Genomic DNA, 21554 nt, shown 5'->3' on the forward strand with positions numbered 1-21554 from the left:
ACCGAAGGGCCCCTTCCCTTCCGCTTCGGCGGCGGGGGAGGGGCCCTTCGTCGTACGGGCGTGACGCCGCGGGGGTGCGCGTCAGCCGGTCGTCAGCCGGTCACGCGCAGGGACTCGGTGAACTCCCTGCAGGCGGCGTAGGCCGGCAGGAGGCCCGAGGCCTGCGCGTAGGCCAGCGAGGGCGCCGCCCTGTCACGGGCGGACAGCAGCGGTACGCCGGCCGGCCACTCGATGCCCAGATCCGCGTCGAGCGGGTGAACCGCGTGCTCGCCGGTCGGGTTGTACGTCTCCGAGCAGAGGTACGAAAGCGTGGCGTCGTCGCTCAGGGCGCAGAAGCCGTGGCCCATGCCCTCCGGGAGGTAGACCGCACGGCGGTCCACGTCGTCGAGGCGGACGCCCTCCCAGCGCCCGAAGGTCGGGGAGCCGACCCGCAGGTCGACGACGACGTCGAGCACGGCGCCGCGCACGCAGGTCACGTACTTGGCCTGGCCGCGCGGTACGTCGGCGAAGTGGATGCCGCGGACCACGCCGCGCGAGGACACCGAGAGGTTCGCCTGCGCCAGGTTCAGCGGGTGGCCGACGACCTCGGACAGCTTGTCGAAGCGGTACCACTCGGTGAACAGGCCCCGCGGGTCGCCGTGCAGCTGCGGGGTGATCTCGTATGCGCCCTCGAGGGAGAGCTCGCGGAACTTCACCGGGAGCCCTCCTCGTCGAGGAGGCCGATCAGGTAGTCGCCGTAACCGCTCTTGAGCAGCGGCTGGGCCAGTTCGTGCAGCTGGACGGAGTCGATCAGGCCGGCCCGCCAGGCCGCCTCCTCGATACAGCCGATCTTGAAGCCCTGGCGTTCCTCGATCACGCGGACGAACTCCGAGGCCCGGACCATGGACTCGAACGTCCCGGTGTCCAGCCAGGCGGTGCCGCGGTCGAGGACGGTCACGTTCAGCTCGCCGGCCTGCAGGTACGCGTCGTTGACCGCGGTTATCTCCAGTTCGCCGCGCGCGCTGGGCACCAGGTTGCGGGCTATCTCGACGACGCGGTTGTCGTAGAAGTACAGACCGGGGACCGCGTAGCGGGACTTGGGCTTGTCCGGCTTCTCCTCGATGGAGACGGCCTGGCCGTTCTCGTCGAACTCGACCACGCCGTACGCCGTCGGGTCGGCCACCGGATACGCGAAGACCCGGCCGCCCCTGGAACCGGCGTGCGCGGCCAGGCGGGTGCCGAGGCCGCTGCCGTGGAAGATGTTGTCGCCGAGGATCAGGGCGACGGAGTCCTCGCCGATGAAGTCGGCGCCCAGCACGAGCGCCTGGGCGATGCCCTCGGGGCGCTCCTGCACCGCGTACTCCAGCCGGATGCCGAACTGGGAGCCGTCGCCGAGCAGCCGCTCGAACTGCTCACGGTCCTCCGGCGTCGTGATGACGAGGATCTCGCTGATCCCGGCCATGACCAGGGTGGAGAGCGGATAGTAGATCATCGGCTTGTCGAAGACGGGCAGCAGCTGCTTCGAGACGGCGCGGGTCAGCGGCCAGAGACGGGATCCGGTCCCACCGGATAAGAGGATTCCTCGCATGGGCGCCACCGTATGCGAGAGCGTGGAAGGGGCGGTGCGATTCGGCCCTGAACGGTCGTGCACCAGCGGCTAGACTCCCCGTTCCATGCGCATCCTCGTCACCGGCGGTGCCGGTTTCATAGGTTCGGAATTCGTTCGCCAACAGCTCCTCTTAGACCCGTCGGCCCGGCTCACGGTCTTCGACAAGCTGACCTACTCCGGTGTCGAGGCCAACCTCGCCCCGGTCGCACGGCACCCCGGCTATGCGTTCGTACGGGGCGACATCTGCGATGCCGAGGCCGTCGACCGGGTCATGCCCGGACACGACGTCGTGGTGCACTTCGCCGCCGAGTCCCACGTGGACCGCTCGATCGCCGGGGCCGGGCCGTTCGTGATGACCAACGTCGTCGGCACGCAGGTCCTGTTGGACGCCGCCCGCAAGCACGGCGTCGGCCGCTTCGTCCACATCTCCACCGACGAGGTGTACGGCTCGATCAGCGAGGGCTCCTGGACCGAGGAGTGGCCGCTGGCCCCGAACTCCCCGTACTCCGCGTCCAAGGCCTCCTCCGATCTGCTGGCCCTGGCCTACGCCCGGACGCACGGCATGGACGTCGTCGTCACGCGCTGCTCCAACAACTACGGGCACCACCAGTTCCCGGAGAAGGTCATCCCGCTGTTCGTCACGAACCTGATGGACGGCAGGAAGGTCCCGCTGTACGGCAACGGCGGCAACGTCCGCGACTGGCTGCACGTCTCCGACCACTGCCGCGGCATCGACCTGGTGATGCGGGGCGGCCGCGCCGGCGAGGTCTACAACATCGGCGGCGGCACCGAGCTCACCAACAAGGAGCTCACCGGCGTGCTCCTCGAAGCGGCCGGCCTCGGCTGGGACATGGTCGAGCAGGTCGAAGACCGCAAGGGCCACGACCTGCGCTACTCCATCGACATCGGCAAGATCGGAGCCGAACTCGGCTACGTCCCGCAGGTCACCTTCGAGGAGGGCATCGCCGCCACGATCGCGTGGTACCGCGAGAACCGCGCCTGGTGGGAGCCGCTGAAGGCGAAGGCGGCCCTGCGGAAGTGAGGACCTACTCGTTCGCCGGCCGCTGGCTCGTCACCGGCGCCGGCGGCATGCTCGGCCAGGACGTCCTGGCCGCCCTGAAGGCCTCCCGGATCGAGGCCGTGGGCCTGCGCCGCGCAGACCTGGACATCACCGACCCGGTCGCGGTGCGCGCGGCGGTCGAGGGCGTCACCGTGGTCGTGAACTGCGCTGCCTGGACCGACGTGGACGGCGCCGAGACCGCCGAGGAGGCCGCGACCGCCGTCAACGGCACGGGTGTACGCGTCCTCGCCGAGGCGTGCGCCGCGGCGCACGTACGCCTGCTGCACGTCTCCACCGACTACGTGCTCCCCGGCGATGCCACCGAGCCGTACCCCGAGGACGCCGAGACCGGTCCGCTCAACGCGTACGGGCGCTCCAAGCTGCTCGGCGAGCAGGCCGTCGCAGAACTGCTGCCGCAGGACGGCTACATCGTGCGGACCGCCTGGCTGTACGGCGAGCACGGCCCGAACTTCGTCGCCACCATGCTGGAACTGGCGGCCCGGCGCGAGAGCCTCGACGTCGTCGACGACCAGCACGGCCAGCCCACGTGGTCCCGCGCACTGGCCCGCCGGCTGGTCGAGCTCGGCCTGGCCGCGCTGAAGGGCTGGGCCATGGGCGGCATTTACCACGGCACCGCGAGCGGGCGGACCACCTGGAGGGGGCTGGCGCGCGAGACGTACCGGCTGAGCGGCCTGGACCCCGAGCGGATCCGGCCGACCACCTCCGCCGCGTTCGTCCGCCCGGCCGCCCGCCCCGCGTTCAGCGTGCTCGGGCACGAGGCCTGGGAGGAGGAGGCGGGCCTGCCGCCGCTCGCCGACTGGCGCGAGCAGCTCGCCGAGGCGCTGGCCACCCCCGGGTTCGCCGCGCTCGCGGCCAAGGCCAGGAGGGGCGGTACGGGATGAGTGCGCCCCCCTTCCCGGCCGGCTCCACCCGCCGAACCGGTCGGTAAGATCCGTTCGACATCGGTGCCGCCGCGGTACGCGGCAGCGGGGGACGGGCCGGGGAGCCCGTCCCGATCCATCGGGCGGCCCGGAGCCTGCCGGACCTCGGTCCCGCAGGCTCCGGACTTCCAGGGGCGGGGCATGGGGAAGAACGAGAACGACGACATACCGGCCGTCTCCGACGAGGAGTGGGCCCGGTTCATGGAGCAGGCCGAGGCGGGTGCGGGCCAGGCTCCCCGTGAGCCGTCCGCCCGGGCGCGGATGGTCGCCGCGCGGCTGCGCGAGGACTCCGCCGGGCCGGCTGGCTGGCGCACCGGTCCGGCCTGGCAGGAGAGGGAAGGGCGGGGGAGGCGCAAGCGGCGCCTCAAGGCCGCGGCGGCCGTCGTCCTCATCGCCGCCCTCGCGCTGATCGCCGTCCGCCCGGAGCTGGTCATCGACCGGATCACCGGCAAGGCCGCACAGAAGGACGGGGCCCGCGCCCCGCTGCCGGCCGAGACCGCCCGGCCCAGCGCCCCGCCCTCGGCCCTGTATCCGGACGAGCCCACCCTGAAGGAGCCCTTCAAGGGCTCCCCGGCGCTGCAGTGGGCCGACGGGGCGGCCGGGATCGAGGTCCCCGAGGCCGAGGCCGTGGGCGGGATGAGCAAGGAGCAGGTCGCCGACGCGCTGGAGAAGGTCAGGCAGTTCCTGATCACGGCCAACCTGGACCCCGCGACCCTGCGCGGTGAGCGGCCCGGAGCCGCTCTGGCGCTGCTCGACCCGAAGCCCGCGGAGCAGCTCAGCCGCGTGGAGCGGTCGCTGACGGCTCCGACGAAGGAGAACGACCCGCTGCACCTGTTCACTCGGGCCAGGCCGACCGAGCTGAAGCCCGTGGGCGACGTGGTCAAGGTCCGCGGCCGGATGTGGGTGGAACCCGGGAAGGAGCCCGGCCGGGCCGACGTGCTCGTCGACTACACCTTCGTCCACCCGTTCGTGAAGGCGAGGCCGGGCGCCGAGCAGGTCAAGCGCACCATCGTGCGGCGGGAGATGACCTTCTCGATCGCCGACCCGCGCAGGTGGGAGGCCACCGCGGGCAGGCTCTGGCTGGAGAGGACCGACGTCAACCTCGGCAACAGCGCCTGCGACGTCCACGACGGCTTCCTGCATCCCGTGTTCGACGAGGACGCGCCGGCCGGGCCCACCCCCTCCGGGACGCCCGTGGACCCCTACGACCGCAGCAAGACCATCGCCACCCAGGGGCAGGAGGGCTGCGGCAGTCTCTCGCGGTCCTGAGCGGGGAGCCCGCCGCGGAGCCGCGGAAAGGCCGTCGCGGGTCCGGGGGCGGGCCGGGGCGGATCCCAAGGGGGGCCCGGGCCGCCCCGCTGCGCGGCGCGGTTTGACCACACACCGTGGAGGGGTATTCTCTTCGGCCCGATTGGCGCAGTACGTGTCTTGTATGGCAGACTAATCAAGTTGCTCGGCTGAGTGCCGATGCTGCGCGCCTCCCGCCGGGAGGACCGGAAGCGAGTCCCACAGTACTCGTCGCCTTCATCTGCCTCTCGGGGCAGCAATGGGGCGGACGTACGGGAATCTTCTGGGAAGCGTCAGCACGGTGCCTGCCAGGCGCTCGGTGGGTGTTTCTCCCCCGAACCGCGGTCTTGGGACCGCACCCCCTTGGACGAGGGAATTTCCGTATGGGAATTTTCTGTAGAGGGAGTGCGACACGCCCGACCGCGTGGGTCGGAGAGAAGCGGTGGAGGGATCCACAGCCGACCGAGGGCCAGAGCGTTTCCACAACAGACAGGACTACGGAGTAGCCATGGCGGGACAGAAGATCCGCATCCGGCTCAAGGCCTACGACCACGAGGTCATCGACTCCTCGGCGAAGAAGATCGTCGAGACGGTGACCCGCACTGGTGCGTCGGTCGCAGGCCCGGTGCCGCTGCCCACTGAGAAGAACGTGTACTGCGTCATCAAGTCGCCGCACAAGTACAAGGACTCGCGCGAGCACTTCGAGATGCGCACGCACAAGCGCCTGATCGACATCCTCGACCCGACGCCCAAGACCGTTGACTCGCTGATGCGCCTGGACCTTCCGGCCGGCGTTGACATCGAGATCAAGCTCTGAGAGGCGTCGAGAAGATGGCAAAGCAGATCAAGGGCGTCCTGGGCGAGAAGCTCGGCATGACCCAGGTCTGGGACGAGAACAACCGTGTCGTCCCGGTGACCGTCGTCAAGGCCGGGCCCTGCGTCGTTACCCAGGTCCGTACGAACGACATCGACGGCTACGAGTCGGTCCAGATCGCCTTCGGCGAGATCGACCCGCGCAAGGTGAACAAGCCCCTCAAGGGCCACTTCGCCAAGGCCGACGTGACCCCCCGCCGCCACCTGGTGGAGCTCCGCACCTCCGACGCCAGCGAGTACACGCTCGGCCAGGAGATCACTGCCGAGGTGTTCGAGTCCGGCGTCAAGGTTGACGTCACGGGCAACAGCAAGGGCAAGGGCTTCGCCGGTGTCATGAAGCGGCACAACTTCCGGGGCCTCGGCGCCGGTCACGGTGTGCAGCGCAAGCACCGCTCCCCCGGTTCGATCGGTGGCTGCGCCACCCCTGGGCGTGTCTTCAAGGGCATGCGCATGGCTGGTCGTATGGGCAACGAGCGCGTCACCACCCAGAACCTGACCATCCACGCGGTAGACGCGGAGAAGGGTCTGCTGCTCATCAAGGGCGCAGTCCCCGGTCCGAACGGCGGCCTCGTCCTGGTCCGTACCGCGGCCAAGGGGGCTTGAGGTTAATGAGCACCATTGACATCCTTTCGCCGGCAGGCGACAAGGCCGGTACCGTCGAGCTCCCCGCGGAGATCTTCGACGCGAAGACCAGCGTTCCGCTGATCCACCAGGTCGTCGTCGCTCAGCTGGCCGCTGCCCGTCAGGGCACGCACAAGACGAAGACCCGTGGCGAAGTCCGTGGTGGTGGCAAGAAGCCTTACCGCCAGAAGGGCACCGGCCGCGCCCGTCAGGGTTCGACCCGCGCTCCGCAGTTCGCCGGCGGTGGCGTCGTCCACGGCCCGCAGCCGCGTGACTACTCGCAGCGGACCCCCAAGAAGATGAAGGTCGCCGCCCTCCGCGGTGCCCTGTCGGACCGTGCGCGTCACTCCCGCATCCACGTCGTCACCGGCGTGGTCGAGGGTGCCGCCTCCACGAAGGCCGCCAAGACGCTGTTCGGCAAGATCTCGGAGCGCAAGAACCTGCTCCTGGTCGTCGAGCGTGCCGACGAGGCCGCGTGGCTGTCCGCCCGCAACCTGCCCCAGGTTCACATCCTGGAGCCGGGCCAGCTGAACACGTACGACGTGATCGTCTCTGACGACGTGGTCTTCACCCAGGCCGCGCTGGAGTCCTTCGTGTCTGGCCCCAAGGCCGACGAGACCGAAGGGAGCGACGCCTGATGTCTGAGGCGACCGTTACCAGCAAGACCTTCACTGACCCGCGCGACCTGCTGATCAAGCCGGTTGTCTCGGAGAAGAGCTACGCGCTGCTGGACGAGAACAAGTACACGTTCATCGTCGCGCCCGGCGCCAACAAGACCCAGATCAAGCAGGCCGTCGAGGCGGTCTTCTCGGTCAAGGTCACCGGGGTCAACACGATCAACCGTCAGGGTAAGCGCAAGCGCACCAAGACCGGTTTCGGCAAGCGTGCTGACACCAAGCGCGCCATCGTGACCCTCGCTGAGGGCGACCGTATCGACATCTTCGGCGGCCAGGCCTCCTAACGGAGTCCTGAGTCGTCCGGAATCGGACGAGGACTGAGAAATGGGTATCCGCAAGTACAAGCCGACGACCCCGGGCCGTCGTGGCTCCAGCGTCGCCGACTTTGTCGAGATCACGCGGTCCACGCCGGAGAAGTCGCTGGTTCGCCCGCTGCACAGCAAGGGCGGCCGTAACAACACCGGTCGGATCACCGTTCGCCACCAGGGTGGTGGACACAAGCGCGCCTACCGCGTGATCGACTTCCGTCGTCACGACAAGGACGGCGTGCCGGCCAAGGTCGCGCACATCGAGTACGACCCCAACCGCACTGCGCGCATCGCGCTCCTGCACTACGCGGACGGCGAGAAGCGCTACATCATCGCTCCCCGCGGTCTGAACCAGGGCGACCGGATCGAGAACGGCCCCACGGCCGACATCAAGCCCGGTAACAACCTGGCCCTGCGCAACATCCCGGTCGGTACCACGATCCACGCGATCGAGCTCCGTCCCGGCGGTGGCGCCAAGTTCGCCCGTTCCGCGGGTGCCTCCGTGCAGCTGCTGGCGAAGGAGGGCACCATGGCCCACCTTCGTATGCCGTCCGGTGAGATCCGCCTGGTCGACGCGCGCTGCCGCGCGACGGTCGGCGAGGTCGGCAACGCCGAGCAGTCGAACATCAACTGGGGCAAGGCCGGCCGCATGCGCTGGAAGGGCGTTCGCCCGTCCGTCCGCGGTGTCGCGATGAACCCGGTTGACCACCCGCACGGTGGTGGTGAGGGCAAGACCAGCGGTGGTCGCCACCCGGTCTCCCCGTGGGGTCAGAAGGAGGGTCGTACTCGCTCGCCGAAGAAGGCTTCGAGCAAGTACATCGTCCGCCGCCGCAAGACGAACAAGAAGCGCTAGGAGCGGGTTTAGATGCCGCGCAGTCTCAAGAAGGGACCCTTCGTCGACGGACACCTCATCAAGAAGGTGGACGCTCAGAACGAAGCTGGTACCAAGAACGTCATCAAGACCTGGTCCCGTCGCTCGATGATCATCCCGGCCATGCTGGGTCACACCATCGCGGTGCACAACGGCAAGACCCACGTCCCGGTGTTCGTCACCGAGTCGATGGTCGGCCACAAGCTCGGCGAGTTCTCGCCGACTCGCACCTTCCGCGGCCACGTCAAGGACGACCGGAAGTCGAAGCGCCGCTAATCGCGGGGTGGTTACGACTATGACTAACACCGAAGGGACAACCATGGAAGCCAGGGCCCAGGCGCGGTACATCCGCGTCACGCCCATGAAGGCCCGCCGCGTGGTGGACCTCATCCGTGGCATGGATGCCACGGAGGCTCAGGCGGTCCTGCGTTTCGCCCCGCAGGCCGCGAGCGTGCCGGTTGGCAAGGTGCTGGACAGCGCCATTGCCAACGCCGCACACAACTACAACCACCCGGACGCCTCCACGCTGGTCATCAGCGAGGCGTACGTGGACGAGGGCCCGACCCTGAAGCGGTTCCGTCCGCGTGCCCAGGGCCGTGCCTACCGGATCCGCAAGCGGACCAGCCACATCACCGTGGTCGTCAGCAGCAAGGAAGGTTCCCGGTAATGGGCCAGAAGGTAAACCCGCACGGGTTCCGGCTCGGCATCACCACCGACTTCAAGTCGCGTTGGTACGCCGACAAGCTGTACAAGGACTACGTCAAGGAAGACGTCGCCATCCGTCGGATGATGACGTCCGGCATGGAGCGCGCCGGCATCTCGAAGGTTGAGATCGAGCGCACCCGTGACCGCGTGCGTGTGGACATCCACACCGCTCGTCCGGGCATCGTCATCGGCCGTCGTGGCGCCGAGGCCGACCGCATCCGCGGCGACCTCGAGAAGCTCACGGGCAAGCAGGTCCAGCTGAACATCCTCGAGGTCAAGAACCCCGAGCTCGACGCTCAGCTGGTTGCTCAGGCCGTTGCCGAGCAGCTCTCCTCCCGCGTCTCCTTCCGTCGTGCCATGCGCAAGAGCATGCAGGGCACCATGAAGGCCGGCGCCAAGGGCATCAAGATCCAGTGCGGTGGCCGCCTCGGCGGCGCCGAGATGTCCCGCTCCGAGTTCTACCGCGAGGGTCGTGTGCCGCTGCACACGCTGCGCGCGAACGTGGACTACGGCTTCTTCGAGGCCAAGACCACCTTCGGCCGGATCGGCGTGAAGGTCTGGATCTACAAGGGCGACGTCAAGAACATCGCCGAGGTTCGCGCCGAGAACGCTGCGGCCCGTGCGGGTAACCGCCCGGCCCGTGGTGCCGGCGCTGGCGACCGTCCCGCCGGCCGTGGTGGCCGTGGTGGCGAGCGCGGCGGCCGTGGTGGCCGCAAGCCGCAGCAGGCTGCTGGTGCCGAGGCCCCCAAGGCCGACGCCCCCGCCGCCGCTCCGGCTGAGAGCACCGGAACGGAGGCCTGACCGACATGCTGATCCCTCGTAGGGTCAAGCACCGCAAGCAGCACCACCCGAAGCGCCGCGGTATGGCCAAGGGCGGTACTGAGGTCTCGTTCGGCGAGTACGGCATCCAGGCGCTCACCCCCGCCTACGTGACGAACCGCCAGATCGAGGCGGCTCGTATCGCGATGACCCGCCACATCAAGCGTGGCGGCAAGGTCTGGATCAACATCTACCCGGACCGTCCGCTGACGAAGAAGCCGGCCGAAACCCGCATGGGTTCCGGTAAGGGTTCTCCCGAGTGGTGGATCGCGAACGTGCACCCGGGCCGGGTCATGTTCGAGCTGTCCTACCCGAACGAGAAGATTGCTCGTGAGGCGCTCACCCGCGCTGCTCACAAGCTTCCGATGAAGTGCCGGATTGTTCGGCGCGAGGCAGGTGAGTCGTGATGGCGACGGGAACCAAGGCGTCCGAGCTGCGTGAGCTCGGCAACGAGGAGCTCGTTGGCAAGCTGCGCGAGGCCAAGGAGGAGCTGTTCAAGCTCCGCTTCCAGGCGGCCACGGGTCAGCTGGAGAACAACGGCCGGCTCAAGTCCGTCCGTAAGGACATCGCTCGCATCTACACCCTGATGCACGAGCGTGAGCTCGGTATCGAGACGGTGGAGAACGCCTGATGAGCGAGAACAACGTGACTGAGACGAACGAGCGCGGTTTCCGCAAGACCCGTGAGGGTCTCGTCGTCAGCGACAAGATGGACAAGACCGTCGTCGTCGCTGTCGAGGACCGCGTGAAGCACGCGCTGTACGGCAAGGTCATCCGCCGTACGAACAAGCTCAAGGCTCACGACGAGCAGAACGCTGCCGGCGTCGGCGACCGCGTCCTCATCATGGAGACGCGTCCGCTGTCGGCGAGCAAGCGCTGGCGCATCGTCGAGATCCTCGAGAAGGCCAAGTAATTACCTGAGGGGTTTCCCTTAGGTTCGTTCCGCCAGGCTCGGTGGGGGCCGCCGCTCTCCGGAGTGAGAGGCCCCCGCCGGGAACCGGCAGACAAATCAGGAGATAGACGTGATCCAGCAGGAGTCGCGACTGCGTGTCGCCGACAACACTGGTGCCAAGGAGATCCTTTGCATCCGTGTTCTCGGTGGCTCCGGTCGCCGCTACGCGGGCATCGGTGACGTCATCGTCGCCACCGTCAAGGATGCGATCCCCGGTGGCAACGTGAAGAAGGGTGACGTCGTCAAGGCGGTCATCGTTCGCACCGTCAAGGAGCGCCGCCGCCAGGACGGCTCGTACATCCGCTTCGACGAGAACGCCGCTGTCATTCTCAAGAACGACGGCGACCCTCGCGGCACCCGTATCTTCGGCCCCGTGGGCCGTGAGCTGCGCGAGAAGAAGTTCATGAAGATCATCTCGCTCGCGCCGGAGGTGCTGTAAGCATGAAGATCAAGAAGGGCGACCTGGTTCAGGTCATCACCGGTAAGGACAAGGGCAAGCAGGGCAAGGTCATCCAGGCCATCCCCGCTGAGAACCGTGTCCTCGTCGAGGGTGTCAACCGGGTCAAGAAGCACACCAAGGCCGGTCAGACCGCTGGTGGCTCGCAGGCCGGTGGCATCGTGATCACCGAGGCTCCGATCCACGTCAGCAACGTTCAGCTGGTTGTGGAGAAGGACGGCCAGAAGGTCGTTACCCGCGTCGGTTTCCGCTTCGACGACGAGGGCAACAAGATCCGCGTTGCCAAGCGGACGGGTGAGGACATCTGATGGCTACCACTCCGCGTCTCAAGACGAAGTACCGCGAGGACATCGCGGGCAAGCTGCGTGAGGAGTTCTCGTACGAGAACGTCATGCAGATCCCCGGTCTCGTGAAGATCGTGGTCAACATGGGTGTGGGCGACGCCGCCCGCGACTCCAAGCTGATCGACGGCGCCATCCGCGACCTGACGACGATCACCGGTCAGAAGCCGGCCGTCACGAAGGCCCGCAAGTCCATCGCGCAGTTCAAGCTGCGTGAGGGTCAGCCGATCGGCTGCCACGTCACCCTCCGTGGTGACCGCATGTGGGAGTTCCTGGACCGTACGCTGTCGCTCGCGCTGCCGCGTATCCGTGACTTCCGTGGTCTGTCGCCGAAGCAGTTCGACGGCCGTGGCAACTACACCTTCGGTCTCACGGAGCAGGTCATGTTCCACGAGATCGACCAGGACAAGATCGACCGTACCCGGGGTATGGACATCACCGTGGTCACCACGGCGACCAACGACGCTGAGGGCCGCGCGCTCCTTCGTCACCTCGGCTTCCCCTTCAAGGAGGCGTAAGCGAGATGGCGAAGAAGGCTCTCATCGCGAAGGCTGCCCGCAAGCCCAAGTTCGGTGTGCGTGCGTACACCCGCTGCCAGCGCTGCGGTCGTCCCCACTCCGTGTACCGCAAGTTCGGCCTGTGCCGCGTCTGCCTTCGTGAGATGGCTCACCGTGGCGAGCTGCCGGGCGTGACCAAGAGCTCCTGGTAATTCGCCCTCGTCCGCAAGGACTTGGGAAGTTCCAGAGACTCTCGGTAAGCATCTGGTCGGTGGGTGCCCTGCTCCGCATGCCGTAGGCTTGTGGGGTTGGGCGTCCGCCGTCCATAACGACTTACTACGCCGTAGGTCCCCGCACCGCACCCGTCCCGCCACTGAGTGGGGAGAGGGATGGCGCATACAGGAAACCCCGGCGAGAGAGGCCGAAGGCCACTTCATGACCATGACTGACCCGATCGCAGACATGCTGACCCGTCTGCGTAACGCTAACTCGGCGTACCACGACACTGTCGTGATGCCGCACAGCAAGATCAAGTCGCACATCGCGGAGATCCTCAAGCAGGAGGGTTTCATCACCGGCTGGAAGGTCGAGGACGCCGAGGTCGGCAAGAACCTCGTCCTCGAGCTGAAGTTCGGGCCGAACCGTGAGCGCTCCATCGCGGGCATCAAGCGGATCTCGAAGCCCGGTCTGCGCGTGTACGCAAAGTCCACCAACCTGCCGAAGGTGCTCGGCGGCCTGGGCGTGGCGATCATCTCCACGTCCCACGGTCTCCTCACCGGCCAGCAGGCAGGCAAGAAGGGCGTAGGTGGGGAAGTCCTCGCCTACGTCTGGTAGTCGGGAACGGAGGAAAAGCAATGTCGCGAATCGGCAAGCTCCCCATCCAGGTTCCCGCCGGTGTGGACGTCACCATCGATGGCCGCACGGTCGCGGTGAAGGGCCCCAAGGGTCTCCTCTCGCACACCGTCGCCGCGCCGATCGAGATCGTCAAGGGTGAGGACGGCGTTCTGAACGTCACCCGCCCCAACGACGAGCGTCAGAACAAGGCCCTGCACGGCCTGTCCCGCACGCTGGTGGCGAACATGATCACCGGTGTGACCACGGGGTACGTCAAGGCTCTCGAGATCAGCGGTGTCGGTTACCGCGTCGCCGCGAAGGGCTCCGCTCTGGAGTTCCAGCTTGGTTACAGCCACCCGATCCTGATCGAGGCGCCCGAGGGCATCTCGTTCAAGGTCGAGTCGCCCACCAAGTTCTCGGTCGAGGGCATCGACAAGCAGAAGGTCGGCGAGGTCGCCGCCAACATCCGCAAGCTGCGGAAGCCCGACCCGTACAAGGCCAAGGGTGTCAAGTACGCCGGCGAGGTCATCCGCCGCAAGGTCGGAAAGGCTGGTAAGTAGCCATGGCATACGGTGTGAAGATCGCCAAGGGCGACGCGTACAAGCGCGCTGCCAAGGCTCGCCGCCACATCCGCATCCGCAAGAACGTCTCGGGTACGGCGGAGCGTCCGCGCCTCGTCGTGACGCGTTCCAACCGCAACATCGTTGCTCAGGTCATCGACGACCTCCAGGGACACACCCTGGCGTCCGCGTCGACCCTGGACGCTTCGATCCGCGGTGGCGAAGGCGACAAGAGCTCGCAGGCCCAGGCTGTCGGCGCGCTCGTCGCCGAGCGTGCCAAGGCCGCGGGTGTCGAGACCGTCGTGTTCGACCGCGGTGGCAACCGATACGCCGGGCGCATTGCCGCTCTGGCTGACGCCGCCCGCGAAGCCGGGCTGAAGTTCTAAGCCCCGGTTCCGGGACTCACGGACGTAACAGAGAGAGGTAATCCAATGGCTGGACCCCAGCGCCGCGGAAGCGGTGCCGGTGGCGGCGAGCGGCGGGACCGGAAGGGTCGCGACGGTGGCCCTGCCGCCGAGAAGACCGCTTACGTTGAGCGCGTTGTCGCGATCAACCGCGTCGCCAAGGTTGTCAAGGGTGGTCGCCGCTTCAGCTTCACCGCGCTGGTCGTGGTGGGCGACGGTGACGGCACCGTAGGTGTCGGTTACGGCAAGGCCAAGGAAGTTCCCGCGGCCATTGCCAAGGGTGTCGAGGAAGCCAAGAAGAACTTCTTCAAGGTTCCGCGCATCCAGGGCACCATCCCGCACCCGATCCAGGGCGAGAAGGCGGCCGGCGTTGTCCTGCTGAAGCCTGCTTCCCCCGGTACCGGTGTTATCGCCGGTGGCCCGGTGCGCGCCGTTCTGGAGTGCGCCGGCGTTCACGACATCCTGTCGAAGTCGCTCGGCTCCGACAACGCGATCAACATCGTGCACGCGACCGTGGAGGCCCTCAAGGGCCTGCAGCGTCCCGAGGAGATCGCGGCCCGCCGCGGTCTGCCCCTCGAGGACGTCGCCCCCGCGGCTCTGCTTCGTGCGCGTGCTGGGGCGGGTGCGTAATGGCTCGCCTCAAGATCACGCAGACGAAGTCGTACATCGGCAGCAAGCAGAACCACCGCGACACTCTGCGTTCGCTCGGGCTCAAGCGCCTGAACGACGTGGTCGTCAAGGAGGACCGCCCCGAGTTCCGCGGAATGGTGCACACCGTCCGCCACCTCGTGACGGTTGAGGAGGTTGACTAATCATGGCTGAGAACAGCCCGCTGAAGGCCCACAACCTCCGTCCCGCCCCCGGCGCCAAGACCGCGAAGACCCGTGTCGGTCGTGGTGAGGCGTCGAAGGGTAAGACGGCCGGTCGTGGTACGAAGGGCCAGAAGGCCCGTTACCAGATCCCGCAGCGCTTCGAGGGTGGGCAGATGCCCCTCCACATGCGCCTGCCGAAGCTCAAGGGCTTCAAGAACCCGTTCCGCACCGAGTTCCAGGTTGTCAACCTGGACAAGCTCGGCGCTCTCTACCCCGAGGGTGGAGAGGTCACGGTGGCCGACCTGGTCGCCAAGGGCGCGGTGCGCAAGAACAGCCTCGTCAAGGTCCTGGGCCAGGGCGAGATCTCCGTGGCGCTGACGGTTTCGGTTGACGCCGTCTCCGCCTCCGCCAAGGAGAAGATCGCCGCTGCCGGCGGCACCGTCACCGAGCTCGTCTAAGACGAACTTTGTGACAAATAGCGAGTAAAACCCGACCGGGGATGCCTCACATATGGGGCATCCCCGGTTGGTCGTTCCACGGGGGGCGCAGTCGCCGGTAAGGTGGCCTGCACCTTTGCTTGTACGTATTCGTCGATCCCTCAGACCGTCACCTCTGACGCAGTAGCGCGGGGGTCGCAGGAGGCACCGTGCTCACCGCGTTCGCCCGGGCGTTCAAGACGCCCGACCTGCGCAAGAAGCTGCTCTTCACGCTCGGCATCATCGTGCTGTTCCGGCTCGGGTCCCACATCCCGGTACCCGGCGTGAGCTACAAGAACGTTCAGATCTGTGTCGACCAGGCCGGGAGCAGCAACAGCCTCTTCGGTCTCGTCAACATGTTCAGCGGCGGTGCGCTGCTGCAGATCACGATCTTCGCGCTCGGCATCATGCCGTACATCACGGCGAGCATCATCCTGCAGCTGCTGACCGTGGTCATTCCGAAGCTGGAGAACCTCAAGAAAGAGGGTCAGTCCGGCACCGCGAAGATCACGCAGTACACGCGCTATCTGACGGTCGCACTCGCGATCCTGCAGGGCACCGGCCTCGTCGCCACTGCCCGCACTGGTGCCCTGTTCCAGGGCTGCCAGGTCGCCAGCCAGATCGTCCCGAACCGGTCGATCTTCACCACCATCGTCATGGTCGTCACCATGACCGCGGGTACCTGCGTCGTCATGTGGCTCGGTGAGCTCGTGACCGACCGCGGCATCGGCAACGGCATGTCGATCCTGATGTTCATCTCGATCGCCGCCGGCTTCATCGGCGCGCTGTGGCAGATCAAGCTCCAGGGCAAGATCGCCGACGGCTGGGTCGAGTTCGGCGTGGTGATCCTCGTCGGCCTGGCGATGGTCGCCCTGGTGGTCTTCGTCGAGCAGGCGCAGCGGCGGATTCCGGTCCAGTACGCGAAGCGCATGATCGGCCGCCGTGCGTACGGGGGCACCTCGACGTACATCCCGCTCAAGGTGAACCAGGCCGGTGTCATCCCGGTCATCTTCGCCTCGTCGCTGCTGTACATCCCCGCACTGATCGTGCAGTTCAGCGGCTCGACCGCGGGCTGGGCCACCTGGATCCAGAAGCACTTCGTCAAGGGCGACCACCCGTACTACATCGCCGCCTACTTCCTCCTGATCGTCTTCTTCGCGTTCTTCTACGTGGCGATTTCTTTCAACCCCGAGGAAGTTGCAGACAACATGAAGAAGTATGGTGGGTTCATCCCGGGTATCCGTGCCGGTCGACCCACCGCCGAGTACCTGAGCTACGTGCTCAACCGGATCACCTGGCCGGGGTCGCTGTACCTGGGTCTCATCGCTCTTGTGCCGACGATGGCGTTGGCCGGCTTCGGAGCGAACCAGAACTTCCCGTTCGGCGGGACGAGCATCCTCATCATCGTGGGTGTGGGTCTGGAAACCGTGAAGCAGATCGAGAGCCAGCTCCAGCAGCGCAATTACGAAGGGTTCCTCCGCTGATGCGAATCGTCCTCGTCGGACCGCCCGGTGCGGGCAAGGGAACGCAGGCCGCGTTCCTTGCGAAGAACCTGTCGATCCCGCACATCTCCACGGGCGACCTCTTCCGGGCCAACATCAGCCAGAACACCGAGCTGGGTCAGCGCGCGAAGGCGTTCATGGACGCCGGTGACCTCGTCCCCGACGAGATCACCATCGGCATGGCCAAGGACCGGATGGAGCAGCCGGACGCCGTGAACGGCTTCCTGCTGGACGGCTTCCCGCGCAACGTCTCGCAGGCCGAGGCGCTGGACGTGATGCTGCAGACCGCGGGCATGAAGCTCGACGCCGTCCTCGACCTGGAGGTCGAGGAGGACGAGGTGGTCAAGCGCATCGCCGGCCGCCGGATCTGCCGCAACGACTCCGCGCACGTCTTCCACGTCGTGTACGCCGCCCCGAAGACCGAGGGCGTCTGCGACACCTGCGGCGGCGAGCTGTACCAGCGTGACGACGACTCCGAGGCGACCGTCCGCAACCGGCTCGAGGTCTACCACACGCAGACCGAGCCGATCATCGACTACTACAAGGCCCAGGGCCTGCTGGTGACGATCCCGGCCCTCGGTGAGGTCGCGGACGTCACGCAGCGCGCGATGGACGCCCTCAAGAAGTAGTACCCCTGTTCGAGCAGTACGGCCGCGGTGTCCCCAGGACCCCGCGGCCGTACTGTTGAGACGACCTGATTACGCAGATCCGAAGGTGGAAGGCACTTCCCATGGTCCAGATCAAGACCCCCGAGCAGATCGCGAAGATGCGCGAGGCAGGGCTGGTCGTCGCCGCGATCCACGCGGCGACCCGTGAGGCGGCCGTGCCGGGCGCCACGACGCGGGATCTGGACATGGTGGCCCGCAAGGTCATCGCGGATGCCGGGGCGAAGTCGAACTTCCTCGGCTACGGCGGCTTCCCCGCGACGATCTGCACCTCGGTGAACGAGGTCGTCGTCCACGGCATCCCGGACGACAAGACGGTGCTCAAGGACGGCGACATCATCTCGATCGACGCCGGTGCGATCGTCGACGGCTGGCACGGCGACGCCGCCTACACGGCGTTCGTGGGCACCGGACACGCTCCGGAGCTCCTGGAGCTCTCCCGGGTGACCGAGGAGTCGATGTGGGCCGGCATCGCCGCCATGAAGCTCGGCAACCGCCTCGTGGACATCTCCAAGGCGATCGAGGGCTACATCCGCCGCCAGCCGCGGCCCGCGACGGGCAAGTACGGGATCATCGAGGACTACGGCGGCCACGGCATCGGTTCCGAGATGCACATGGACCCGCACCTGCTGAACTACGTCTCGCGCAAGCGGGGCAAGGGCATCAAGCTGGTTCCGGGCGTCTGCCTGGCGATCGAGCCGATGGTCTCCCTGGGCACCCCCCAGACGGAGGTCCTGGCGGACGACTGGACGGTCATCACGACGGACGGCACGTGGTCCTCGCACTGGGAGCACTCGATCGCCCTGACGGAGGCCGGCCCGATCGTCCTGACCAGTCCGGACTGCGGCAAGGCGAAGCTGGCGGAATACGGCGTGACGACGGCCCCGGACCCGCTGGGCTGACCTGGCGGGTGTGCCGGGGCCGGGTCGACGGACGACACCGGTTAATGATCTAGGGTGATGGGCAAACTTTCCGGATTCGTCTTTCTGGGTGCCCTGACGTAGACTGACTCGTCGGCTCCTTTGCACCCGCATGTCCTCATGCGAAGCAGGGAGCTGATCAAGGTAGCCGATTCGAAGGGCGAAGCGTGGCCAAGAAGCAAGGTGCCATCGAGATCGAGGGCACCGTGATCGAGTCCCTCCCGAACGCGATGTTCAAGGTGGAACTGCAGAACGGTCACAAGGTCCTCGCGCACATCAGCGGCAAGATGCGTATGCACTACATCCGCATCCTCCCGGATGACCGGGTCGTTGTGGAGCTGTCTCCGTACGACCTGACGCGTGGCCGGATCGTCTACCGATACAAGTAGATCTTGTCCTCACTCCTGCCTGGGCGGACGTCCCGGTGCGGGTGGTGGCACTGACCCGGAGAACCTCACCAACATGAAGGTCAAGCCGAGCGTCAAGAAGATCTGCGACAAGTGCAAGGTGATCCGCCGTCACGGTCGGGTCATGGTCATCTGCGACAACCTGCGCCACAAGCAGCGCCAGGGCTGACGCACGCCGACCGACCTGCCTTCCGCAGTTCTTCGCGCGACGTAAGAAAACGTACATACGCAGAACCCGCCCAGCCCCACGGGGCCGGCGGCACCTCCGGCGGGGGCCGGGGACCCGGACGTACCACCTCCCATCTCGGGCGGTCGGCGGTCGGGAGTGGTTCTGCGGAAGACCCCCGAACACACAGGAGCCATTGAATGGCACGCGTTTCCGGTGTTGACATCCCGCGCGAAAAGCGTGTGGAGATCGCACTCACCTACGTCTTCGGTATCGGGCGCACCCGGTCCAAGGAGATCCTCGCCTCCACCGGCGTGAACCCGAACACCCGCGTTCGTGACCTGGCCGAAGAGGACCTCGTCAAGATCCGCGAGTACGTGGACGCCAACCTCCGTACCGAGGGTGACCTCCGCCGCGAGATCCAGGGCGACATCCGCCGCAAGATCGAGATCCAGTGCTACCAGGGCATCCGCCACCGTCGTGGCCTGCCGGTGCACGGTCAGCGCACCAGCACGAACGCGCGTACCCGCAAGGGCCCGCGTCGCGCGATCGCCGGTAAGAAGAAGCCGGGCAAGAAGTAGTCCTGTTCAGCGGTCTTGCGCTGTAGGACCGACCACCTCCCGTAGGAGATTTAGATGCCCCCCAAGGGTCGTCAGGGCGCTGCCAAGAAGGTGCGCCGCAAGGAAAAGAAGAACGTCGCTCACGGGCACGCCCACATCAAGAGCACGTTCAACAACACCATCGTTTCGATCACCGACCCCTCGGGCAACGTGATCTCCTGGGCCTCCGCCGGCCACGTCGGCTTCAAGGGCTCGCGCAAGTCCACCCCCTTCGCCGCGCAGATGGCCGCCGAGTCGGCCGCCCGCCGCGCGCAGGAGCACGGCATGCGCAAGGTTGACGTCTTCGTCAAGGGTCCGGGCTCCGGCCGCGAGACCGCGATCCGCTCCCTCCAGGCCACCGGCCTCGAGGTCGGCTCGATCCAGGACGTCACCCCCACCCCGCACAACGGCTGCCGCCCGCCGAAGCGCCGCCGCGTCTGACGCAGCGGACGCACCTGTGCGTCTTTGAGTGTCCGGGCGGTACGAACCCCTTCGGGGGGACGTGCCGCCCGTACCCTTGCAGTACCTGGCTTTTCCCGTCGGGCGTCAAATAGTGGGCGTCCACGACTGAAGGAACACACATGCTTATCGCTCAGCGTCCTTCGCTGACCGAAGAGGTCGTCGACGAGTACCGCTCGCGGTTCGTGATCGAGCCGCTGGAGCCGGGCTTCGGCTACACCCTCGGCAACTCGCTGCGCCGCACGCTCCTGTCCTCGATCCCGGGTGCCGCTGTCACCAGCATCCGCGTGGACGGCGTCCTGCACGAGTTCACCACCGTGCCCGGTGTCAAGGAAGACGTCACCGACATCATCCTCAACATCAAGCAGCTGGTCGTCTCCTCGGAGCACGACGAGCCGGTCGTGATGTACCTGCGCAAGCAGGGTCCCGGCCTGGTCACCGCTGCCGACATCGCGCCCCCGGCCGGTGTCGAGGTGCACAACCCGGACCTGGTCCTCGCCACGCTCAACGGCAAGGGCAAGCTGGAGATGGAGCTGACCGTCGAGCGCGGTCGCGGCTACGTCTCCGCCGTCCAGAACAAGCAGCTGGGCCAGGAGATCGGCCGCATCCCGGTCGACTCCATCTACAGCCCGGTCCTCAAGGTCACCTACAAGGTCGAGGCGACCCGAGTCGAGCAGCGCACCGACTTCGACAAGCTGATCGTCGACGTCGAGACCAAGCAGGCCATGCGCCCGCGCGACGCCATGGCGTCCGCCGGCAAGACCCTGGTCGAGCTGTTCGGTCTGGCGCGCGAGCTCAACATCGACGCCGAGGGCATCGACATGGGCCCGTCCCCGACGGACGCCGCCCTGGCCGCCGACCTGGCGCTGCCGATCGAGGAGCTCGAGCTCACCGTCCGGTCGTACAACTGCCTCAAGCGCGAGGGCATCCACTCCGTGGGTGAGCTCGTCGCCCGCTCCGAGGCCGACCTGCTCGACATCCGCAACTTCGGTGCGAAGTCGATCGACGAGGTCAAGGCGAAGCTGGCCGGCATGGGCCTGGCCCTCAAGGACAGCCCGCCCGGATTCGACCCGACCGCCGCCGCCGACGCCTTCGGCGCCGACGACGACGCGGACGCCGGTTTCGTCGAGACCGAGCAGTACTGAGAAGAGACTTTCCCGGGGCGGCCGCCCCGGGGGAACTGACACCGGTACCTGACACGGCCGGTGCAGATATGAAGGAGTAACACCATGCCGCGTCCCGCAAAGGGTGCCCGTCTGGGCGGCTCCGCCGCGCACGAGAAGCACCTTCTCGCGAACCTCGCGAAGGCGCTCTTCGAGCACGGCCGCATCACCACCACCGAGGCCAAGGCCCGCCGCCTGCGTCCCTACGCCGAGCGTCTGGTCACCAAGGCCAAGAAGGGCGACATCCACAACCGTCGCCTGGTGCTGCAGACGATCACGGACAAGAGCATCGTGCACACGCTGTTCACCGAGATCGCCCCGCGCTACGAGAACCGCCCCGGTGGTTACACGCGCATCACCAAGATCGGCAACCGTCGTGGCGACAACGCCCCGATGGCCGTGATCGAGCTGGTCGAGGCCCTCACGGTCGCCCAGCAGGCCACTGGTGAGGCCGAGGCCGCCACCAAGCGCGCCGCCAAGGACGCCGAGGCCGTGGCCGAGGCTCCCGCCGCCGAGGAGACCAAGGAGGCCTGATCCCGCTCCGGGATCGAGCTTGCTTGATCGGCTCTGAACGGGCCCGCCCCTTCCCGG

The 21554-nt window shown here is 67.1% G+C and carries 35 protein-coding genes; 33 read left to right on the forward strand and 2 right to left on the reverse strand.

Annotated features, from left to right (window positions below; genetic code table 11):
- Positions 1–92: 92 nt before the first annotated feature.
- Both rfbC and rfbA read right to left on the reverse strand, forming a co-directional pair.
- Positions 93–695: a dTDP-4-dehydrorhamnose 3,5-epimerase gene (rfbC, locus tag ACIPK4_RS16365; RefSeq protein WP_402313236.1), complete on the reverse strand. Its 603-nt coding sequence runs from the start codon at positions 693–695 to the stop codon at positions 93–95.
- Positions 692–1567, reverse strand: coding sequence for a glucose-1-phosphate thymidylyltransferase RfbA (gene rfbA / locus ACIPK4_RS16370; RefSeq protein ID WP_402313238.1), 876 nt, complete (start codon positions 1565–1567; stop codon positions 692–694). The genes rfbC and rfbA overlap by 4 nt, the downstream gene beginning before the upstream one ends.
- A gap of 85 nt (positions 1568–1652) precedes the next feature.
- On the opposite strand from rfbA, the gene rfbB reads away from it, so the two are divergent.
- From rfbB to rplQ, 33 genes are all read left to right on the forward strand, one after another.
- Positions 1653–2630 carry a dTDP-glucose 4,6-dehydratase gene (gene rfbB, locus ACIPK4_RS16375; protein WP_054222533.1) on the forward strand — a complete coding sequence of 326 codons (978 nt, stop codon included), beginning with the start codon at positions 1653–1655 and terminating at the stop codon, positions 2628–2630.
- Complete coding sequence (gene rfbD / locus ACIPK4_RS16380; protein ID WP_402313239.1) at positions 2627–3550, forward strand: dTDP-4-dehydrorhamnose reductase; 924 nt, start codon at positions 2627–2629, stop codon at positions 3548–3550. Before rfbB ends, rfbD begins: the two co-directional genes overlap by 4 nt.
- Before the next feature lie 180 nt (positions 3551–3730).
- Positions 3731–4858: a hypothetical protein gene (locus tag ACIPK4_RS16385; protein ID WP_402313241.1), complete on the forward strand. Its 1128-nt coding sequence runs from the start codon at positions 3731–3733 to the stop codon at positions 4856–4858.
- Positions 4859–5384: 526 nt separating this feature from the next.
- On the forward strand, positions 5385–5693 hold the full coding sequence (gene rpsJ, locus ACIPK4_RS16390; protein WP_003948644.1) for a 30S ribosomal protein S10: 309 nt from the start codon (positions 5385–5387) through the stop codon (positions 5691–5693).
- 14 nt (positions 5694–5707) lie between these two features.
- Positions 5708–6352, forward strand: a complete 645-nt coding sequence (gene rplC, locus ACIPK4_RS16395; protein ID WP_007265899.1) for a 50S ribosomal protein L3 — start codon at positions 5708–5710, stop codon at positions 6350–6352.
- 5 nt (positions 6353–6357) lie between these two features.
- A complete protein-coding gene (rplD, locus tag ACIPK4_RS16400; RefSeq protein ID WP_030026322.1) occupies positions 6358–7008 on the forward strand; it encodes a 50S ribosomal protein L4 in 651 nt (216 codons plus the stop codon).
- Positions 7008–7331 carry a 50S ribosomal protein L23 gene (rplW, locus tag ACIPK4_RS16405; RefSeq protein ID WP_030298212.1) on the forward strand — a complete coding sequence of 108 codons (324 nt, stop codon included), beginning with the start codon at positions 7008–7010 and terminating at the stop codon, positions 7329–7331. The genes rplD and rplW overlap by 1 nt, the downstream gene beginning before the upstream one ends.
- A gap of 40 nt (positions 7332–7371) precedes the next feature.
- On the forward strand, positions 7372–8208 hold the full coding sequence (gene rplB / locus ACIPK4_RS16410) for a 50S ribosomal protein L2 (RefSeq protein ID WP_030154695.1): 837 nt from the start codon (positions 7372–7374) through the stop codon (positions 8206–8208).
- Positions 8209–8220: 12 nt separating this feature from the next.
- Complete coding sequence (gene rpsS, locus ACIPK4_RS16415; RefSeq protein ID WP_043230274.1) at positions 8221–8502, forward strand: 30S ribosomal protein S19; 282 nt, start codon at positions 8221–8223, stop codon at positions 8500–8502.
- Positions 8503–8545: 43 nt separating this feature from the next.
- Positions 8546–8893: a 50S ribosomal protein L22 gene (gene rplV, locus ACIPK4_RS16420; RefSeq protein ID WP_007265904.1), complete on the forward strand. Its 348-nt coding sequence runs from the start codon at positions 8546–8548 to the stop codon at positions 8891–8893.
- A complete protein-coding gene (gene rpsC / locus ACIPK4_RS16425) occupies positions 8893–9732 on the forward strand; it encodes a 30S ribosomal protein S3 (protein WP_007265905.1) in 840 nt (279 codons plus the stop codon). The genes rplV and rpsC overlap by 1 nt, the downstream gene beginning before the upstream one ends.
- Before the next feature lie 5 nt (positions 9733–9737).
- Positions 9738–10157 (forward strand): 50S ribosomal protein L16, encoded by a 420-nt coding sequence (gene rplP, locus ACIPK4_RS16430; RefSeq protein ID WP_030026326.1) that lies wholly within the window; start codon positions 9738–9740, stop codon positions 10155–10157.
- A complete protein-coding gene (gene rpmC / locus ACIPK4_RS16435; protein WP_054222532.1) occupies positions 10157–10381 on the forward strand; it encodes a 50S ribosomal protein L29 in 225 nt (74 codons plus the stop codon). The genes rplP and rpmC overlap by 1 nt, the downstream gene beginning before the upstream one ends.
- Positions 10381–10662, forward strand: coding sequence for a 30S ribosomal protein S17 (gene rpsQ / locus ACIPK4_RS16440; protein ID WP_054222531.1), 282 nt, complete (start codon positions 10381–10383; stop codon positions 10660–10662). Before rpmC ends, rpsQ begins: the two co-directional genes overlap by 1 nt.
- 109 nt (positions 10663–10771) lie before the next feature.
- Positions 10772–11140 carry a 50S ribosomal protein L14 gene (gene rplN, locus ACIPK4_RS16445; protein WP_003956455.1) on the forward strand — a complete coding sequence of 123 codons (369 nt, stop codon included), beginning with the start codon at positions 10772–10774 and terminating at the stop codon, positions 11138–11140.
- A 2-nt stretch (positions 11141–11142) separates the two neighbouring features.
- Complete coding sequence (gene rplX / locus ACIPK4_RS16450; RefSeq protein WP_054222530.1) at positions 11143–11466, forward strand: 50S ribosomal protein L24; 324 nt, start codon at positions 11143–11145, stop codon at positions 11464–11466.
- Entirely contained in the window at positions 11466–12017 is a 552-nt protein-coding gene (gene rplE / locus ACIPK4_RS16455) for a 50S ribosomal protein L5 (RefSeq protein ID WP_030154702.1), read from the forward strand. The genes rplX and rplE overlap by 1 nt, the downstream gene beginning before the upstream one ends.
- A gap of 5 nt (positions 12018–12022) precedes the next feature.
- Positions 12023–12208: a type Z 30S ribosomal protein S14 gene (locus ACIPK4_RS16460; protein WP_003956452.1), complete on the forward strand. Its 186-nt coding sequence runs from the start codon at positions 12023–12025 to the stop codon at positions 12206–12208.
- Positions 12209–12431: 223 nt separating this feature from the next.
- Positions 12432–12830 carry a 30S ribosomal protein S8 gene (gene rpsH / locus ACIPK4_RS16465; protein WP_007265911.1) on the forward strand — a complete coding sequence of 133 codons (399 nt, stop codon included), beginning with the start codon at positions 12432–12434 and terminating at the stop codon, positions 12828–12830.
- Between the two features lie 20 nt (positions 12831–12850).
- Entirely contained in the window at positions 12851–13390 is a 540-nt protein-coding gene (rplF, locus tag ACIPK4_RS16470; protein ID WP_030154703.1) for a 50S ribosomal protein L6, read from the forward strand.
- Between the two features lie 2 nt (positions 13391–13392).
- Positions 13393–13776, forward strand: coding sequence for a 50S ribosomal protein L18 (gene rplR, locus ACIPK4_RS16475; protein WP_030008471.1), 384 nt, complete (start codon positions 13393–13395; stop codon positions 13774–13776).
- Positions 13777–13821: 45 nt separating this feature from the next.
- Positions 13822–14424: a 30S ribosomal protein S5 gene (rpsE, locus tag ACIPK4_RS16480; protein WP_030008472.1), complete on the forward strand. Its 603-nt coding sequence runs from the start codon at positions 13822–13824 to the stop codon at positions 14422–14424.
- Positions 14424–14606: a 50S ribosomal protein L30 gene (rpmD, locus tag ACIPK4_RS16485; protein ID WP_005313525.1), complete on the forward strand. Its 183-nt coding sequence runs from the start codon at positions 14424–14426 to the stop codon at positions 14604–14606. Before rpsE ends, rpmD begins: the two co-directional genes overlap by 1 nt.
- A gap of 2 nt (positions 14607–14608) precedes the next feature.
- The gene (rplO, locus tag ACIPK4_RS16490; protein WP_030154704.1) at positions 14609–15064 is read left to right on the forward strand and encodes a 50S ribosomal protein L15; all 456 of its coding nucleotides are present in this window, start codon (positions 14609–14611) and stop codon (positions 15062–15064) included.
- A 188-nt stretch (positions 15065–15252) separates the two neighbouring features.
- A complete protein-coding gene (gene secY, locus ACIPK4_RS16495) occupies positions 15253–16566 on the forward strand; it encodes a preprotein translocase subunit SecY (RefSeq protein WP_030298219.1) in 1314 nt (437 codons plus the stop codon).
- Complete coding sequence (locus ACIPK4_RS16500) at positions 16566–17213, forward strand: adenylate kinase (RefSeq protein WP_402313248.1); 648 nt, start codon at positions 16566–16568, stop codon at positions 17211–17213. Before secY ends, ACIPK4_RS16500 begins: the two co-directional genes overlap by 1 nt.
- Before the next feature lie 101 nt (positions 17214–17314).
- Positions 17315–18151: a type I methionyl aminopeptidase gene (map, locus tag ACIPK4_RS16505; protein WP_054222526.1), complete on the forward strand. Its 837-nt coding sequence runs from the start codon at positions 17315–17317 to the stop codon at positions 18149–18151.
- A 185-nt stretch (positions 18152–18336) separates the two neighbouring features.
- Positions 18337–18558: a translation initiation factor IF-1 gene (infA, locus tag ACIPK4_RS16510; RefSeq protein WP_003956442.1), complete on the forward strand. Its 222-nt coding sequence runs from the start codon at positions 18337–18339 to the stop codon at positions 18556–18558.
- A gap of 73 nt (positions 18559–18631) precedes the next feature.
- Positions 18632–18745, forward strand: a complete 114-nt coding sequence (rpmJ, locus tag ACIPK4_RS16515; protein WP_003956441.1) for a 50S ribosomal protein L36 — start codon at positions 18632–18634, stop codon at positions 18743–18745.
- A gap of 197 nt (positions 18746–18942) precedes the next feature.
- On the forward strand, positions 18943–19323 hold the full coding sequence (gene rpsM / locus ACIPK4_RS16520; protein ID WP_007265919.1) for a 30S ribosomal protein S13: 381 nt from the start codon (positions 18943–18945) through the stop codon (positions 19321–19323).
- Between the two features lie 54 nt (positions 19324–19377).
- Positions 19378–19782, forward strand: a complete 405-nt coding sequence (gene rpsK, locus ACIPK4_RS16525) for a 30S ribosomal protein S11 (RefSeq protein WP_003956432.1) — start codon at positions 19378–19380, stop codon at positions 19780–19782.
- Positions 19783–19922: 140 nt separating this feature from the next.
- Positions 19923–20945: a DNA-directed RNA polymerase subunit alpha gene (locus ACIPK4_RS16530; protein ID WP_007265920.1), complete on the forward strand. Its 1023-nt coding sequence runs from the start codon at positions 19923–19925 to the stop codon at positions 20943–20945.
- Between the two features lie 84 nt (positions 20946–21029).
- A complete protein-coding gene (rplQ, locus tag ACIPK4_RS16535; protein ID WP_030298228.1) occupies positions 21030–21497 on the forward strand; it encodes a 50S ribosomal protein L17 in 468 nt (155 codons plus the stop codon).
- Positions 21498–21554: the final 57 nt, after the last annotated feature.

It is taken from the genome of Streptomyces sp. NPDC086989 (assembly GCF_044745505.1).
Classification (GTDB): Bacteria; Actinomycetota; Actinomycetes; order Streptomycetales; family Streptomycetaceae; genus Streptomyces.